The following is a 16,491-nucleotide window of genomic DNA, read 5'->3' on the forward strand; positions in this document are numbered from 1 at the left end:
GCATATGGATACCGGGATAATGACTACTTCTTCCTGAAGATAAAAGCAGCGTTCCCCGGTAAAACGCGATGAACCTTTTTTTATCCGCAGAAGCCGGCCTCGGAATATTCCTGAATGATGCTGCTGTTTGTAAATAATTCTCTATGAAAGAATAACAGGTGACGGTAACACATTGTCTGAACTCTGTTTGTCTGCCGGTTGTGTCAACAGGATGACAATCTGATGCATTTCAGTGATTGATCTTTTGTTTTTGAGGCGGTAGAAATAGGGCGTGGCCGGATGTTTATTAACCACACATCCTTTCTATCCCGTCCCACCTTAGACAATGAGGGAAAGCTGATATGAAGAGACAAAAAAGAGACCGCCTGGAACGAGCACATTCACGCGGCTATCAGGCCGGCATTACCGGACGTTCAAAAGAGAACTGTCCGTATCAAACCATTGATACCCGTTCCCATTGGTTAGGCGGGTGGCGCATGGCGATGGCCGAACGCTCGGTGTTTGCTTAGCTCTGAAAGGATAGGACGCCGGGGCCTGTGCCCCGGCAGAAAATACCGGACTCTGATAACCTGCCTGATAGATCCCTTTGCCCGCCGGGCCCGCCCGTTTTTTCTCTCTGTTATGGTCCGAAACCGATGCTGATAGTCTGTTTCTGCGGCGGCGAACCGCCAGTAACTCCGTGACCCTTATAAAGGATTAACGGCAGCCAGAACAGGGGAGTTTTGCATAAAAAACGGGAGTGAATTATCACTCCCGCTCAGGTCGGTACTGTCAGTCAGCGGTGATCAGAAAGATTCAGTATCTTTGAATAAACCAACTTTCAGGTCGCTGGCATTGTAGATCAGCTGACCATCAACAAAGACTTCACCATCAGCCACACCCATCACCAGTTTACGGTTGATGACACGTTTGAAGTGAATTTTATAAGTGACTTTTTTAGCGGTAGGTAATACCTGTCCGGTGAATTTAACTTCACCAACACCTAATGCGCGGCCTTTACCTTCTGCGCCCAGCCAGCCGAGGTAGAACCCGACCAGCTGCCACATTGCATCCAGACCCAGACAGCCTGGCATCACCGGGTCATTGACGAAATGACAGGCAAAGAACCATAAATCAGGGGTGATATCTAACTCAGCTTCAACGAAGCCCTTGTCAAACTTACCACCCGTTTCGGACATTTTGACGACGCGGTCCATCATCAGCATGTTTCCTGCCGGTAATGGCGGACCATTCTCACCAAATAACTCTCCGCGTCCGGAGGCAGCAAGATCTTCTTTTGTATAGGATTCGCGTTTATCTACCATGTCTTTTTCTAGCCTTAAATTTATGAATGACGGAGAATAGCTTACAGTTGTACGCTGAGCAAGTCCGATTAACGCTGGTTAAACCAGTTGAGCCAGCGTAAGACTCCTGTTCTGCTGCTGTGTTCGGGTTGTGTAGCCTGAGCAATACGCCGCTGGATCAGAGAGATCAGATCGTCGCTGTCGTCTTCTGTCAGCCATTGTTTACCGGTCAGCAGTGTCAGGGCCTGGTCGGCACTGTCGACTGCCCACAGGTGAAATTGCCCTGCTTTTACTGCCTCTGTGACTTCATCACTCAGTGACAGATGACGCACATTGCTTCGGGGAATAACCACACCTTGTTTACCGGTCAGTTCACGCGCTGAACACACGCCAAAGAAACCTTCAATTTTTTCATTTAAGCCGCCAACCGGCTGAACATTACCCAGTTGATCAATTGAACCGGTAACGGCAATCGATTGTGTCAGAGGCTGCAGAGCTAAGGCACTGACCAGCGCACAGAGTTCTGCCAGCGAAGCACTGTCACCATCCACCTCTGAATAGGATTGTTCGAAAACCATTGAGGCACTGAAAGGCAGCTGTTGATCGAGTTCAAGTTCAGAAATAAGAAAGGCCTGGATAATCATCATACCTTTGGCATGCAGGTTGCCGCCCAGTTCCGCTTTCCGCTCTATATCCATAACTTCGCCATCACCATAATGGACAACACAGGTAATACGGGAAGGTTCGCCCCATGGACGCGGATGGCCGGGGAAGTCCAGTACCGACAAACCATTCACCTGACCAATCACTTCACCTTCGGTTTCAATAAATACCTGCTGGTCATTGATCTCGTCCTGCATCCTGCCGGGCAAATAACTTTCACGCCAGCGTCGGGCCTCTAAGGCTCCCCTCAGGGTACGGGCACAAATTTCTCCGCCATAGCTGACAGCATCGGTTAACTGTCGCTGTATCCAGTGCGGACAAAGGGGCAGCAGAGTCTGGTCTCCCGTATAACGGCAGCCCTCAGTCACCAGTAATGGCCAGCTGTCTTCAGCGATATCCGGCAGATTCAGTTCCTGGCTCAGGCAAGTGACCCAGCCACACCATAAGGCCATGTCATCGTTATTACTGAAACGCCACTGCTCTTCGTATTCAGTGTACAAAGCCCGGGCAACAAACTCAGGCTCAGACTCCTGAAATTCAGCCAGTGCATCCCGGTCACCGCATAAAATAAGTTTAATATTCAGTGGCAGATCGGGCAGGGAGACGGGTAATGGCCGGCGTTCATCCGCTGACAACCACTGAAAATATCCGCGCGCAAGATATTGCTTTAACCGCAGCCACATCAGAGGCTGTGCGAGCAGAGTACGGACGGACAGAATAAGTGTGCCGCCGTTCGCCTGATGCAACAGTCCGGGTTCAGGACGGTAGTCGCCGGCGTGCCCGCGTACGGCACCAAACAGCTCGGTACTCTCTATCCATTCACGGAAGAAAACCCCCGGCTGCTGACAAAACACAGCATCTCCGGGGGCGGCCGGGACCAGCAGAAAACGGTCATCAGCCTGTCGCTGATAATTCCAGCCACTGAAGTCGCCGTTGTTCTCTGAAACGGCAAGATACGCGGCTGCGATACGTGAGAGATAGTCGGTATTTTCCTGACTACGAACCATCAGTACCGGTGAAAGGGTCTGGTTATCCAGGTAAGCCAGTCCATTGATTAAACGCGGCTGGATCGCTGCCTGAATATCACCTTCAGTATCGGGAATCCGGGTGAATGCTGTCCGGTAGTCGTCAGTGTTTGGCCGCAGTGCCTGCCAGGGGAGTTGAGAGCTGATCAAAGTAATAGCATTTATCCGGTGGTAAGAAAGGCACGATTATACAGGAAATGAGGTTATGAAACAGTGCAGCGTGACTGGCCGGTTTCAGTGAAGTAATCCTTACTACAGCAGCGCAAAAAACTGTTATTCTTAGCAGGATACCCGAATATGATGAGACCCCTGATGAAATATCTGCAACTTGAAAATCTGGAGTCCGGCTGGAAATGGAAATACCTGGTGAAAAAACACCGGGAAGGTGAGGCCATCACCCGTTACCAGGAGCAAAGTGCTGCGGATGAGGCGGTCAGATTACTGGCGACCCTTGAACACAGGCCTGATGATATTGCCGGCTGGATTGAACAGCATATGAACCCGGCACTGGCTAACCGGATGAAGCAGACCATCAGAGCACGCAGAAAACGGCATTTTAATGCTGAACAGCAACACACCCGTAAGAAATCCATCGATCTTGAGTATCTGGTGTGGCAACGGCTGGCGGGGCTGGCACAGCGTCGCAGTGCAACTCTTTCGGAAACCATTGTTCAGCTGATAGAAGATGCTGAGAGAAAAGAACAATACGCCTCTCAAATGTCATCCCTGAAACAGGATTTACAGTCAATACTCAGTCAGAAGAGTAGCGGGGATCCTTCATCACAGCAATAATCTGCAGGAGCGATCATTCCTTTGTATTTTATTGCATAAAAAAACCCCGCATTTGCGGGGTTTTTAATTAGCCGGAGTGACTCATTAGCCCTGAGGCTGAGAAACTACGTCTTTGATACCTTTCACTTCGATTTCAACGCGACGGTCCGGACCCAGACACTGGATCAGGGCAGCACGGCCTTTCACGTTGTTACAAGTGTTGCCGGTAACCGGATCTGCTTTACCCATGCCTTGTGCAGAGATTTTGTTTGAAGGAATACCTTTAGATACCAGGTAGTTCACAACAGACTGTGCACGTTGCTCAGACAGTTTCTGGTTGTATTGAGCAGAACCGATACGGTCAGTGAAGCCCAGAACAACAACAGAACCATCTTTAGGATCCAGAGAGCTCAGCTGAGTATACAGCTGATCCAGCGCCTGCTGGCCGCTTGCTTTCAGGGTAGCTTTGTTGAAGTTAAACAGTACGTCTGATTTCAGAGTAAAGTGTTTGGTTTCAACAACCGGAGCTGGTGCAGGTGTTGGCGCAGCAACAGGTGCCGGCGCATCATCCTGACCGAAACGGTAAGATACACCAACGCTCAGCATGGTGTTATCCGGACGAGTACCAACGGTACCAGCGTCACCGATGTGGTTAACCCACTGGTAATCCAGACGGGTTGCCCAGTTTTTGGTCAGTGCATATTCAACACCAACTGCGGCCAGCGGAGAAACACCGGTGTCGTTATCTTTCAGATGTGCACCGTTTTTGTTCTCGCTAGAGTCTGCACGCCATACCATGCCACCCAGACGCGTATAAACATCCAGATCGTCAGTGATTGGGTAGCTCAGTTTAGCCGCCAGCTGTACGCCCTGCGCTTTAAATGCGCCATTAACGTTGGTGCCTTTATGAGGCATACGGCCCAGCCAATCGTAACCCGCTTCGAAGCCCAGGTATTGGTTTGCCTGATAGCCTACGAATGCACCGGCACCCAGCTGACTTTTGTGGGTAGGGCCATCATTCTGCTCGTAGTTGTTACCGTAGAAACCGGTGTCGTGATACTGAGACCAGCCCAGTTTACCACCAGTGTACCAGGTATTATCTTTCGGTGCGGCCTGCGCTACGGTAGCGAAACCTGCCAGTGCCACTGCAATTGCGATAGCTGTCTTTTTCATTTTGCGCCTCGTTATCATCCAAAATAGGCAATGAGCATAAATTTTGCTCTTTGGTTGTAATCCTTTGCCGGGTTGTAATGCTCGATTTTTACTCTGCCAAAAAGGAGATTATTGAGCACCCTGGCGAGCTAAAGTCTACAACGAGATTAGAAAGTTACAAGTACGATATGATGTTGTACAGTAAAAAAACAGCATTTTGTACATATATGGTTACATTTAAAACTGAACTAAGGCCGGAAATGCCATTACAAAATCACGTTAACTCATTGTTGGCTCTGGGGTGCCATGAGGTAACGGTGATTTATTTTTCTTCACGTAAATTTTCCTGAGAAAAATCTTATTTTAGCTCAATGTAGTAACGGAGACTGAATTTTCAATCGATTTTCCTGTCTGCCGGGGTAAACGAAGCCATTTTCTTCCCGCATGATCAGTCCGAGAGTACAACCTTCTTTTGCTGCCAGTTCGAGATCTTCCCGTTCAGCTATCGTCAGATGATCTGGTAACCAGGCCATCACCACACTGAAATTCCCTGAACGAAGAGCCTTAGTCATCGCGCGGACGTCGCTACAGGTATCCAGAGATGCAACCTGTATGCTTTTTGCCAGCGGTAACCCGGATTGTTGTAACCAGTGACGGTTCAGCTTATGTGGCGGGCTAAGCCATAGCTGCCAGCGTGACTGCTCACCCAGTTGCCTGAGTAACGGCAGCAGTAAACTATGCAGTAACGCGGGATGCTGTGCATGATAACTTAATTCACTGATACAACCGCTGACACTGGCAGGTGTCGCCGTATGCCGGTGAAGGTTAATTGTCGCTGATTTCAGTAGTTGAGCACGCATATTTTTATATCATCCGCAATGAGATGTATGTATATACAGTATTCCGGTTATGGATAAAGATCAATCATTTTTCTGAAAACAGTTCGCATAATCCAAAACTAACCGGCCAAACGGCTATTTATGCATTGAACTACTAATAGCTTTTGTTTAACTTCTAACATGTTGATAAGTATTATTTTATTGGCAGTTATGCCATTGCCAGAACCAGGGAGGTTCGCGATGAAAACATCCGGTCAACGTATTGAAGAATCAAAGAAACAGCTTTCAGCATTAGGTGACATTCAGTCACGTACCCAGTTCGGCGGATATTCTTTATCGGTTGAGAAAATTGTGTTTGCTTTGGTGAGTGAAGGTGAACTGTATTTGCGGGCCAGTGAAGAAATGCATACTTATCTGCAGATGCGGCCTCTGCAGCCATTTATTTTTCATAAACGCGGACAGTGCGTCAGTCTTAATTATTATCGGGTGGATCATCAGCTCTGGGGCCACCAGGACGTATTGCTGGGCCTGTCGCGTAGCTCCCTGAATGAAGCCAGAGCATTGCGTCAGGCACAACTTGACTGTCACCGTTTAAAAGACCTGCCTAACCTGAGTATCCGTCTGGAAGTATTATTGAAAGAAGCCGGCGTGCCGACCATTAGCCGGTTGCGTGAGCTGGGCGCGAAGCAAAGCTGGACAAGGCTAAAAAATAACAACAAACATCTTGGAATTAAAACTCTGTATGCGTTGCAGGGGGCAATCTCCGGCCAGCACCAGGAGGTACTGACCAGAGAGGTGAAAGAAGAACTGAGGCACTGGTATCAGCAGTTTATTAAAGCATCTGCCTATCCGCTACCGCCGGGGGTTAAAGGGCGTTGATTTCCTGGCGGATATTAAGCAGTTCGGGAAGGACTTTCAGTATTAAGCCAATCTGTTGCAGTATCACCGGCTGATGACTCTCCGGGTTGGCTTCTATAGTATTCATCTCGCGGGTTAATGCCTGTAGTTTTTCCGGAATCTGTTGCTCACCCGCCGGGCTCATCTGTAACACATTTTCGGTCAGACTGACGGCATCATCGATGAGTTGCAGTAAATCGCTGCGTTCGATTTTCTCACGGTGGGCACCGAGTGCTGCAATATAACTCAGCAGGCTGTGATTAAGGCAAAGTACCCGGAAAGCCACATCTTTTACTGGCTGATGTAAACCGTTTCCTGCGTTCAGGTTGGAAATAACCAGTGCCAGCTCGGCATCCGAATTATGTGCATCACGGCGCGCGACCCGATAAGACATTCGGTTATCCTTGCCCTCATGATACTGGACCATAATGGCATCCAGATATTTAGCATTCGCTGCCAGCGCCTTATTGATCACATCGGGCAGCTGACGGTAGCGCCAGTCCGGGAATATCCAGGCCACCGCCATCCATGCCAGCGCACATCCGATAAGCGTATCAATAATCCTCGGTAATGCGACGTCGAATCCCTGGCCCAGCAGATTAAAACTCAGCAATGCCAGTAATGTAATAAACAGAGTCGCCTGTGCGTACTGAATCAGCCGGAAGGCAAAAAACAGTACCCCGGTGATCACTATCAGAATTAACTGCCCCTGCACCGAAGGCACCAGCCACAGAACCGGTAATCCGATGATAATCCCTGCCAGAGTACCGATTATACGTAAAGCCAGACGTTTTTTGGTGGCACTGTAATTTGGCTGGCAGACAAATAAACTGGTCAGCAGGATCCAGTAACCATGCTCAAGTCCCGTCAGGCTGATAAAGGCATAACCAATACAGAGTACTAAAGATACCCTGACAGCATGACGGAACAGAGGGGATTTCGGGCTCAGGTGGCGTGTCAGGCGCAGGCGCACGTCCTGCCATCCGGTCAGACCTTCGCGCGATAAATGGGTATCACTGTTTTGCCACAGATGGTTCAATATCTGTTCAGAGGCGATAGAAATCAGCTGGTCGTCGATCGCTTTCAGATTACGCAGTAACCAGTGCAATCCGCGGGACTGAGGATCATCAGGGTATTGCTGTGTCAGCCGGTCCAGCGCCTGTTGCAGATGAAAAAAAGCCCGTTCAAAGCGATGGTCATGATGATAAGGTGTGTTCATCGTCACGGAATGGGCGACCTGACGACAGGCCCCTGCCTGCATATTCAGTAACCGCTGAAAACGGAACAGAATTTCACTATAACGCCATTGATCACGCAGTTGATGGTACTGAATATGTGAAGAATTAGCACGTTCGTGAATTTCCTGGGCGGCAAAGTAGTACAGCAGTGAACGGCGGCTGCCGCGGGCGGCACGTTCGCCGCTGATCCGGCTCTGAATAGCGGTTTTGGTAATATTGAACTGAGAAACCAGCTGGCTGTTTACCAGCGCCGCCTGGATCAGTGATAAATCATCCGCGCCTTCCGCATCCGGATCAAACAGATTTGCTTTGGCATCCAGATAACTGGCCAGCTGACTGTAGGTGGAGGATAACTGTAGCTGCACCGGCTGTACGGGGAAAAACAGGTGCATCACCATGGTCAGCAAATTATACCAGAGTGCCCCTGCCAGCAGCAGTAGCGGCTGAGTATACCAGTGGCTGAACAGATGGATCCCCAGCATGGTATAGATGGCAATCAGTAACGCGCCAAAAGCGATGGTGGCATAGCGCTGTCCCAGAGCTCCCAGCAGGATAAAGATCCAGCTGGAGACTGCCAGCCCGATCAGAAAGAACAGCGGATAAGGGAAAAGAAGTTCCACAGAGACCGCTGCCAGACAAAAACAGGCAAGGGTAATCACCATATTACGTAAACGACCGCTCAGACGGTCATCAATATCGGTCAGCCCTGCAGCAACCACCCCGAGAATTAACGGTATGGTCCACGTAATCGTCTGTAATGACCAGGACAGCACGACACAACCCGTCATGGCGATAAAAATTCGCACCGGGTCACGCCATAGTTTATTCATCAGAAAAGTGTGCCAGCCATTGAGCATGGTCGAACCTGACTTCATTAATCCGTTTTCCCTTAAAACCGCAGACGTGCCGCGTTCTCGCGGGCCATTTTTGCTTCTTCAACCGATACCACACGGCGGCCTACCGGCCACAGAGCAATGGCGGCAATTTTGAAATTTGCAATGCCGACAGGAATACCGATGATCGACAGGCATTGTACAATTCCGGCAAAGATATGCGTCAGGCACAGCCACCAGCCGAAAAATATAAACCAGAATATATTCAGCAGAGTTCCGCCGGAATTACGCAGTGCATTCTTATTTTGCGGCTGCAGTTCATCAACATGGATAGCTTCGTTACCGAAAGGGAACAACGATAACCGGGTAATTTCCCAGCAAGAACGGGTCAGCGGAAGTGTGAAAATCAGCACAATGGTCAGCAGAGTGGCACAAAACCAGGCCAGGGTGGTGGCAAATCCGCCAAGTACAAAATTGAGAATATTGAGTACGGTTCTCATCAGATTACTATCCTTTCGGCTGTCTTACTCAGTGACTGCTGTGTAACCTGTTTTTTATCTGGAGCACTCAGGCACCCGCAGTTAAACTGTTACATCAGCAATGGCTAAAAACGGCGTGAAGCATGGAACTAAAAGCGACTTCAATGGGTAAACGTCTGGCACAGCATCCTTATAACCGGGTCCGTTTGCTACCGGCGGGTGTTGAAGTGAGCGGCGACCGTCATGAATATATTATCCCATTTAATCAGTTACTGGATATTCAGTGTAAACGAGGGATGGTATGGGGAGAACTGGAATTTCTGCTTCCTGAAAAGAAAGTCGTCAGACTTCATGGTACTGAATGGCAGGAAACGCGCCAATTCTACCAGCATTTACTGCATACCTGGCAGCAGTGGAGCCAGCAAATGGCCGATGTCTGTTATCAGGTACTGAATGAATTACAGCAATATCTGTTAAGCCAGATACAGCGTGACTGCTGGCTGACCCGCAATGATGTCGCCGGGTTTAGTGAGAAAATACGTGATAAATTCTCAGCATTACCTTTGCCCGCGGAACGGATCCCCGAATTCGAGCCTTGCCGTCCCCTGTGGGACTTTTGTCTGTGCTGGCTCCGGTCGACAGATAAACAACGAGCAGAACGTAACCGTCAATGGTCAGATGAAATCCTGACCCGTTACCAGGATTTTTTCGCTTCTGTAGAATCTTCCCCGTTAAATGCTTCCCAGTGCCGCGCGGTAATTAACGGAGAGGAGTCACTGCTGGTTCTGGCCGGGGCCGGCAGCGGTAAAACCTCGGTACTCGCCGCCCGTACTGCCTGGCTATTGAAACGAAAGCTGGCCTCTGCTGATCAGATTTTACTGCTGGCTTTTGGCCGGCAGGCAGCAGAAGAAATGGACCAGCGGGTAATTAAATCCACCGGTGAATCATCAATTACCGCCCGGACCTTCCACTCACTGGCGTTGCATATTATTCAGCAGGGCAGTAATAAACGTCCCCTGATCAGTCAGCTGGAAACAGACTCCGATTTCCGGCGGCAGATGCTGACAGATGTCTGGCAGCAGCAATGTACAGAAAAGAAGTCTTACGCCAATGGCTGGCGGAGCTGGTTACAGGAGGAGCTGCAGTGGGGGCTATTACCTGAACAGTTCTGGCAGGATAAAACGCTGGTCAGCCAATTATCCGGCAGGCTGGAACGCTGGGTGTCTCTGATGAGAAATCATGGCGGAGCACAGGCAGCAATGATCGCCGAGGTGCCTGAAGAAATACGGGTGCTATTCGGTAAACGTATCAGGCTTATGGCCCCGTTACTGAAAGCCTGGAAAAGTCAGCTGAAACAGGAAGGCGCGGTCGATTTTGCCGGTTTGATCCAGCAGGCGGTAGCCTTACTGGAAAAGGGCCGTTTTATCAGTCCGTGGAAATATATCATGGCAGATGAATTCCAGGACCTTTCCCCGCAACGTGCGGCACTGATTACGGCATTGCGTAAACAAAACAAACGCAGCAGTCTGTATGCGACAGGCGACGACTGGCAGGCGATCTATCGTTTTTCTGGCGGAGAGGTGAATCTTACAACCGGTTTCCATCAGCAATTCGGTGAAGGCGATATCTGTATCCTGGATACGACCTATCGTTTTAATCAGCAAATCGGTCATGTTGCGAACCGCTTTATCCAGAAAAATCCGCGACAGATGAAAAAAGAGCTTAACAGTCTGACTAAAGGCAGCCGTAAGTCTGTAACACTGCTGGAAGAAGATTCTCTGGAAGCATTGCTCAATAAAATGAGTGGCTATGCAGGGAATGATGAAAAAATACTGATTCTGGCACGCTATCATTACCTCAGACCATCAGTTCTGGATAAAGCCCCGACCCGCTGGCCTAAGCTTTCGTTATCTTTTATGACCTTCCATGCCAGCAAAGGCGGGGAAGCAGATTATGTGATAGTGCTGGGGCTAAATAACGGAATAAACGGCTTCCCTGCCGCTGAGCGCGAATCCGTTATCGAACAGGGATTACTCCCCGTAGCCGAAGACTTCCCGGATGCAGAAGAGCGGCGGCTGGCATATGTTGCGATGACCCGGGCCAGGAAACAACTCTGGCTGTTGTATGATAAATCCGCTCCGTCCTGTTTTGTGGACGAGCTGCGGGAGCTCGGTGTACCGGTGGCGCGTAAACCCTGATCCTGTCAGCCATTATTTAATAATGGCTCTTGCAGGCGTTCTGCCATATAGCGCGGATAATCCGGAATGGTTATTCCGACCCGTTGAGTATACAGGGCTGAATTAACAATAAAGTCGGCAGTAGAGCGGTTGGTGGCTACAGGAATATTCCAGACAGTTGCCAGACGAAGTAATGCTTTAACATCCGGGTCGTGGGGTACGGCGTTCAGCGGATCCCAGAAAAAAATCAGCATATCGATTTTACCTTCGGAGATCATCGCGCCGACCTGTTGGTCACCGCCTAACGGCCCGCTTAATAAAGGATTAACCTGCAGACCACAGTGCGAGTTGATTAGATTACCGGTAGTCCCGGTCGCATATAAAGTATGAGAAGCCAGAGATGGCTGATTTTTTTTAACCCAGTCGAGAAGAGACGCTTTACAATTGTCATGTGCGACCAGGGCTATATGTTTACTTTCCGGCAACGTTCTGACTGTCTGCTCCATTATTGATCCTTTTAATTAAGCGGATACACAGGTTGTTATGGCAGTGTAACGCGGGCCTGAATCAGGGTTCAACTGGTTCGTAATGCGCGCAGCCATGAAACCAGCGTATGGAAAGACCAGCCGGAAAGAGATAATGGTTGTTCAGTGGCCGGCAGTTGCAGATGACGGTTTTCCCTGAGTGATTCCGTTTGCAGCGGGTTACTCTGTGATCCTGCAAGGACAAATTTTTCAACCGATGCTTTATGGCTGTGACGGTTATAATCAGCTATTGCTGCGACATAATTGGTCGCCGGTTGCAGTGGAAGCTGATCCTGAATGGCTGGCAGTTGACGATTATGTTCGTCCACCACCAGAAAACGGAAACGGGAAGTCAGCGGACGCGGTAAGGCACCGGGAACGGTAACCTGTGGCATAACAACACTGACCGCCCGGCTGTCAGCGGTAAATGTGATGATAAAAGCAGGCGATGGCCCGGGTGTGTCAAGGGTAAACAGGATCTGGTGCTGTCCGCGATCCAGTTCGATGCTGTCAGCTCCTTTGAGCAGGCTGCCCGGCAGTTTATTTCCGTCCAGCACCAGTAAATTCATCTGCGGGTTTAGCCTGAAGCTCAGGGCTTCAGCCGCTGAAGTGTAACCACTTAGCAGTAGGCAGAAGAGTGTTACTACAAACTTCATGGTTGCTCCCGGAAGCCCCGTGACGGAAATTTATTAACAGTTACTATTATGGCATCAACTTTTACATTTTGTCATATTTATTGTGCGATATATCGGTGACTGTCTGAATATGCTGCGGTTAACTGGCAGGTGTTCTGGCTGATAAAGCAGCAGGAATAACAGGAGGCTGAATAATGAATGACTCAGATATCCGTAAAATATTAACCGGTACCCGGCGAATTGCATTAGTCGGGGCCAGTGATAATCCGCAACGTCCTGCGTGGCAGGTGATGATGTTTTTATTGCAGCATGGTTATCAGGTGATCCCGGTCAGCCCGCGAATGGCCGGGAAAACAGTTGCGGGTCAGCAAGGATATGCATCTCTTGACGAGGTGCCGGGAAGTATCGATATGGTTGATGTATTCCGCAATCCGGAGGTGGTTCCGGCTATCGCGACCCGGGCCATTGCCCGTCAAATACCCGTATTGTGGTTACAGCCGGGCACAGTAAATCCACAGGCGGTAAATATAGCCCGGCAGGCCGGGCTGATCGTTGTGGAAAATAAATGTACGAAAATCGAAATTAACCGGCTGGAAATACCGCCTTTGCCTGTCTGACAGGCAAAGGAAAGAGACTCAGTGGCAGCGATAAGGTGCCTGCAACTGCTGGCGCACATTTTCGGCCAGCTCATCAAGCACTGGCTGATCGGGGTGTTCATCATAGACTTCACCGGTCAGCTGGAATTCGGCGATATAAGTATGCACAGTATCGCCGGATTCATCTTCCATAACTACATGGTACCAGGGGCTGGTTCCTGCAATGTCACTGCTGTTCTCATCGGATGCTTGCATATCGAGAGAAAACTCGGCATCGACATCAACAATCACTCCCAGAGTACCGGATAGCCTGTGCCGGACTTGCTGACCAATGCCAAATTTACTGCTTATCATAAATACCTCCGGAAGATTCTCTCCATCAGATATAAGGGCAGTGTACTTTTTTTCAAGCTATTCGACGTAACAAACAAACCCTTTCAGGTATAACCCTTCAGGATAGCTCGAGATGACCGGATGATCGGCTGCCTGACGTAACTGGTCGACAAACTGTACGTTTTTTCCGGCATCAAGGGCGGCATCAGCAACCACTTTCTGAAACAGGTCAACCGTCATCAGTCCGGAACAGGAGAAGGTTAATAAAATCCCTCCGGGGTTCAGTAACTGCATGGCCAGCATATTGATATCTTTATAGCCACGGCATGCGCCTGCCAGCTGATTTTTATTTTCAACAAATTTGGGCGGATCCATGACAATAACATCGAATTTTTCGCCGGTATCGCGGTAGGTACGCAACAGTTTGAACACATCATCACGGATAAACTGTGCTTTACTCAGAGGCAGCTGATTCAGTTCCACGTTCTGTCGCGCAATATCCAGCGCTGCTTCCGAAGTATCAACACTGATAACTTCCTGACATCCCCCCATCAGGGCAGAGACTGCAAACCCGCCGGTATACGAAAAGCAGTTCAGGACACGGGCATTTTCGCTGTAACGGCGCAGAGCAAAGCGGCTGTCGCGCTGGTCAAGATAATATCCGGTTTTATGTCCTGCTTTTATATCTACCAGCAGTTTCATACCATGCTCAAAGATTGGTAACAGGGCAGGGGGTTGCTGGCCGGAAATCAATCCGTGACTTAATGGCAGACCTTCTTTCTTACGGACAGAAACATCAGAACGATCATATATTGAGCATTCAGGGAAGCAGTTTTGCAGAGCCGTAATAATGGCCGGACGCTGGTATTCTGCCCCGGCAGACAATAACTGTACGACCAGATAGTCGGAAAATTTATCGATTGTCACACCCGGTAAGCCGTCAGACTCTCCGGCGATTAAGCGATAGCTGTCAAGGGAGTCAGCTTTTGCCAGCCACTGACGCCACTGGCCGGCTTTTCTGATCTTTTGCTCAAAGAAGGCGATATCAATAGTTTCATCAGCCTGCCAGCTCCATACTCTGGCGCGGATTTGTGACTGGGGGGACCAGGCTGCCTTTGCCAGCCAGCTGCCTTTATGGTCACAGACATCGACCGTCTCACCGGAAATGGCATTACCTTCAACACGGCTGATGGCGCCGGAGAAAACCCACGGATGGCGGCGTAACAGGGATTTTTCACGTCCCCTGGAAAGAATTAATCGGGCAGTCATAATATACAGTTACCAGAGAATAAAGGCGGTATTGTTAAGCGGATATCGGAAAATTGCAAACCGGAGAGTGAACCGCGGAGGAAACAGGATGCAGGTAATGTATAAAGTCAGAGTATCAGGCCGGGTACAGGGCGTATTTTTCCGTGGCAGTACCCGACAGCAGGCGATCAAATACCGGGTGTCTGGTTACGCCAAAAACCTTCCCGACGGCAGTGTGGAGATCCTGCTGGCAGGAGATGTCCGTGACGTTGACCATATACTGGCATGGATCTCGGCAGGGGGGCCTCCGGCAGCCAGCGTTGCTCATGTCGGGGTTCAGCAAATAACAACGGAGCAGCAAATCCGGGGATTTATAACTGGCTGAGTACCGGCTTTACAGGCACTTAGCCGGTTTGGGCAATCCGGCAATTTTGGTGGCTTGCTTCGCCGGCCCTTGCGGAAACAGCCTGAACAGATAACGGCTGTTACCTTTTTCTTCGCCAAACTCTCTGGCCATTGCTTTCACCAGCATACGTATTGCCGGAGAAGTGTTAAATTCTAGGTAAAAATCACGTACCAGGCGCACCACCTGCCAGTGGGCATCAGTCATAGTAATCTCTTCACCGGCAGCAATTTCTGCCGCCAGTTCAGCCGACCAGTCTGCAGGATGTTTCAGGTAACCTTCTGCGTCAGTTTCAATATCATTACCGGCAAACTTCACTTTTTATCCTCATTCTTAACCGGCAGGCAGTGTAGCAAAGAGTTAAGGGTGAAAAAATACCCGCATCAGCGGGTATTATTTGTCAGGACGGCGGAGAGGCGAGGATCAGTTACTGCGGGAAAGGCCTAACAGGCTCAGCAGACTGACAAAAATATTATACAGAGACACATACAGGCTGACTGTTGCACGGATATAGTTAGTTTCGCCGCCATGGATGATATTACTGGTTTCCCAGAGGATTGCGCCGGTCGAGAACAGAATAAACAGGGCACTCAGGGCCATTTGCAACGCCGGAAGATGCAGAAACAGGTTAGCCACCATACCGACCAGTAGCACCACAAAGCCCGCCATCATCATTCCGCCCAGGAAAGACATATCTTTTCGGGTAGTCAGAACATAGGCAGAGCAACAAAAAAATACCAGAGCAGTACCGCCTAATGCCAGAGCAATAACATCGCCCATGCCTGCTGCCAGGAAGCTGCTCAGAATCGGGCCGAGGCAATACCCGAGAAAACCGGTAAACGCAAATGCTGCCAGAATTCCCGCAGGTCTGTCAGCCAGGCGATAGGTAAGAAACATCAGTCCGTAAAAACCGGCCAGCATCAGAATAAATCCCGGAGCCGGAAGGGCCAGCAAAGTACTGGCGGTTGCTGTCACCGCGGAAAAAGCCAGAGTGAGGCCCAGCAGGAAATAGGTATTTCTCAACACCTTATGAGTGCTGAGTAAACTGCTGTTGCGACCAGAGGAAAGAATTCTGTCCATACAGACTCCTTAATAATTCAGAAATAATATTTTAATCACAGCAGAATACGCATCGCCCTGCTACGGATGAAGTCGTTTTACCCATCTTTACGTGCTGAATTGCTATTAAAACCAGCAATATGCTGAACTTGCCAGCATTCACCCATAAATTGGCTGTTTTTCAGGCGAATGGAGCTATCGGGGCTTTACAACATCGTGGGGGATGTTTATAGTGCGCCTCATTGCGGAGGGGTGGCCGAGCGGCTGAAGGCAGCGGTCTTGAAAACCGCCGATGGGAAACCATCCGAGAGTTCGAATCTCTCCTCCTCCGCCATC

The 16,491-nt window shown here is 49.7% G+C and carries 18 protein-coding genes and 1 tRNA gene; 7 read left to right on the forward strand and 12 right to left on the reverse strand.

Features of this window, described 5'->3' with window-relative positions:
- The first annotated feature begins 341 nt into the window (after nt 1-341).
- Nucleotides 342-509: a ribosome modulation factor gene (gene rmf, locus JK198_RS02750; RefSeq protein WP_212706671.1), complete on the forward strand. Its 168-nt coding sequence runs from the start codon at nt 342-344 to the stop codon at nt 507-509.
- Between the two features lie 276 nt (nt 510-785).
- Here rmf and fabA read toward each other — a convergent pair whose 3' ends face one another.
- Both fabA and JK198_RS02760 read right to left on the reverse strand, forming a co-directional pair.
- Nucleotides 786-1,304 (reverse strand): bifunctional 3-hydroxydecanoyl-ACP dehydratase/trans-2-decenoyl-ACP isomerase, encoded by a 519-nt coding sequence (gene fabA, locus JK198_RS02755; RefSeq protein ID WP_212706670.1) that lies wholly within the window; start codon nt 1,302-1,304, stop codon nt 786-788.
- Nucleotides 1,305-1,372: 68 nt separating this feature from the next.
- Nucleotides 1,373-3,121, reverse strand: a complete 1,749-nt coding sequence (locus tag JK198_RS02760) for a Lon protease family protein (RefSeq protein ID WP_212706669.1) — start codon at nt 3,119-3,121, stop codon at nt 1,373-1,375.
- Nucleotides 3,122-3,283: 162 nt separating this feature from the next.
- On the opposite strand from JK198_RS02760, the gene matP reads away from it, so the two are divergent.
- A complete protein-coding gene (matP, locus tag JK198_RS02765) occupies nt 3,284-3,763 on the forward strand; it encodes a macrodomain Ter protein MatP (RefSeq protein WP_212710994.1) in 480 nt (159 codons plus the stop codon).
- A gap of 84 nt (nt 3,764-3,847) precedes the next feature.
- Here the strand turns inward: matP and ompA are convergent, their stop codons facing one another.
- On the reverse strand, nt 3,848-4,915 hold the full coding sequence (gene ompA, locus JK198_RS02770) for a porin OmpA (protein ID WP_212706668.1): 1,068 nt from the start codon (nt 4,913-4,915) through the stop codon (nt 3,848-3,850).
- Nucleotides 4,916-5,262: 347 nt separating this feature from the next.
- Nucleotides 5,263-5,754, reverse strand: a complete 492-nt coding sequence (gene sulA / locus JK198_RS02775) for an SOS-induced cell division inhibitor SulA (RefSeq protein WP_212706667.1) — start codon at nt 5,752-5,754, stop codon at nt 5,263-5,265.
- A 219-nt stretch (nt 5,755-5,973) separates the two neighbouring features.
- On the opposite strand from sulA, the gene JK198_RS02780 reads away from it, so the two are divergent.
- The gene (locus JK198_RS02780; RefSeq protein ID WP_212706666.1) at nt 5,974-6,612 is read left to right on the forward strand and encodes a TfoX/Sxy family DNA transformation protein; all 639 of its coding nucleotides are present in this window, start codon (nt 5,974-5,976) and stop codon (nt 6,610-6,612) included.
- Here JK198_RS02780 and yccS read toward each other — a convergent pair.
- Together yccS and JK198_RS02790 are read right to left on the reverse strand one after the other, a co-directional pair.
- A complete protein-coding gene (gene yccS / locus JK198_RS02785; protein ID WP_212706665.1) occupies nt 6,599-8,743 on the reverse strand; it encodes a YccS family putative transporter in 2,145 nt (714 codons plus the stop codon). The two genes, JK198_RS02780 and yccS, sit on opposite strands and share 14 nt — an antisense overlap.
- A gap of 14 nt (nt 8,744-8,757) precedes the next feature.
- Nucleotides 8,758-9,201 (reverse strand): YccF domain-containing protein, encoded by a 444-nt coding sequence (locus JK198_RS02790; protein ID WP_212706664.1) that lies wholly within the window; start codon nt 9,199-9,201, stop codon nt 8,758-8,760.
- A 122-nt stretch (nt 9,202-9,323) separates the two neighbouring features.
- Here JK198_RS02790 and helD point away from each other — a divergent pair, with 122 nt between their 5' ends.
- Nucleotides 9,324-11,378, forward strand: a complete 2,055-nt coding sequence (gene helD / locus JK198_RS02795) for a DNA helicase IV (RefSeq protein ID WP_212706663.1) — start codon at nt 9,324-9,326, stop codon at nt 11,376-11,378.
- Nucleotides 11,379-11,383: 5 nt separating this feature from the next.
- On the opposite strand, the gene JK198_RS02800 is transcribed toward helD, so the two are convergent.
- A complete protein-coding gene (locus JK198_RS02800) occupies nt 11,384-11,863 on the reverse strand; it encodes a methylglyoxal synthase (protein ID WP_212706662.1) in 480 nt (159 codons plus the stop codon).
- A 68-nt stretch (nt 11,864-11,931) separates the two neighbouring features.
- On the reverse strand, nt 11,932-12,537 hold the full coding sequence (locus JK198_RS02805; protein WP_212706661.1) for a DUF2057 family protein: 606 nt from the start codon (nt 12,535-12,537) through the stop codon (nt 11,932-11,934).
- A gap of 173 nt (nt 12,538-12,710) precedes the next feature.
- On the opposite strand from JK198_RS02805, the gene JK198_RS02810 reads away from it, so the two are divergent.
- Complete coding sequence (locus tag JK198_RS02810) at nt 12,711-13,133, forward strand: CoA-binding protein (RefSeq protein WP_212710989.1); 423 nt, start codon at nt 12,711-12,713, stop codon at nt 13,131-13,133.
- Nucleotides 13,134-13,151: 18 nt separating this feature from the next.
- On the opposite strand, the gene hspQ is transcribed toward JK198_RS02810, so the two are convergent.
- On the reverse strand, nt 13,152-13,466 hold the full coding sequence (gene hspQ / locus JK198_RS02815) for a heat shock protein HspQ (protein ID WP_212706659.1): 315 nt from the start codon (nt 13,464-13,466) through the stop codon (nt 13,152-13,154).
- Nucleotides 13,467-13,523: 57 nt separating this feature from the next.
- Entirely contained in the window at nt 13,524-14,714 is a 1,191-nt protein-coding gene (gene rlmI, locus JK198_RS02820) for a 23S rRNA (cytosine(1962)-C(5))-methyltransferase RlmI (RefSeq protein WP_212710990.1), read from the reverse strand.
- 97 nt (nt 14,715-14,811) lie between these two features.
- Between rlmI and JK198_RS02825 the strand changes: the two genes are divergently transcribed.
- On the forward strand, nt 14,812-15,078 hold the full coding sequence (locus tag JK198_RS02825) for an acylphosphatase (protein WP_249213140.1): 267 nt from the start codon (nt 14,812-14,814) through the stop codon (nt 15,076-15,078).
- 9 nt (nt 15,079-15,087) lie between these two features.
- On the opposite strand, the gene JK198_RS02830 is transcribed toward JK198_RS02825, so the two are convergent.
- Together JK198_RS02830 and yccA are read right to left on the reverse strand one after the other, a co-directional pair.
- Complete coding sequence (locus JK198_RS02830; RefSeq protein WP_212706656.1) at nt 15,088-15,414, reverse strand: TusE/DsrC/DsvC family sulfur relay protein; 327 nt, start codon at nt 15,412-15,414, stop codon at nt 15,088-15,090.
- A 105-nt stretch (nt 15,415-15,519) separates the two neighbouring features.
- Nucleotides 15,520-16,176, reverse strand: coding sequence for an FtsH protease modulator YccA (gene yccA / locus JK198_RS02835; protein WP_212706655.1), 657 nt, complete (start codon nt 16,174-16,176; stop codon nt 15,520-15,522).
- A gap of 225 nt (nt 16,177-16,401) precedes the next feature.
- Between yccA and JK198_RS02840 the strand changes: the two genes are divergently transcribed.
- Nucleotides 16,402-16,489 (forward strand) — tRNA-Ser (locus JK198_RS02840).
- Nucleotides 16,490-16,491: the final 2 nt, after the last annotated feature.

The organism is Tatumella sp. JGM91 (assembly GCF_018257575.1).
Classification (GTDB): Bacteria; Pseudomonadota; Gammaproteobacteria; order Enterobacterales; family Enterobacteriaceae; genus Tatumella; species Tatumella punctata.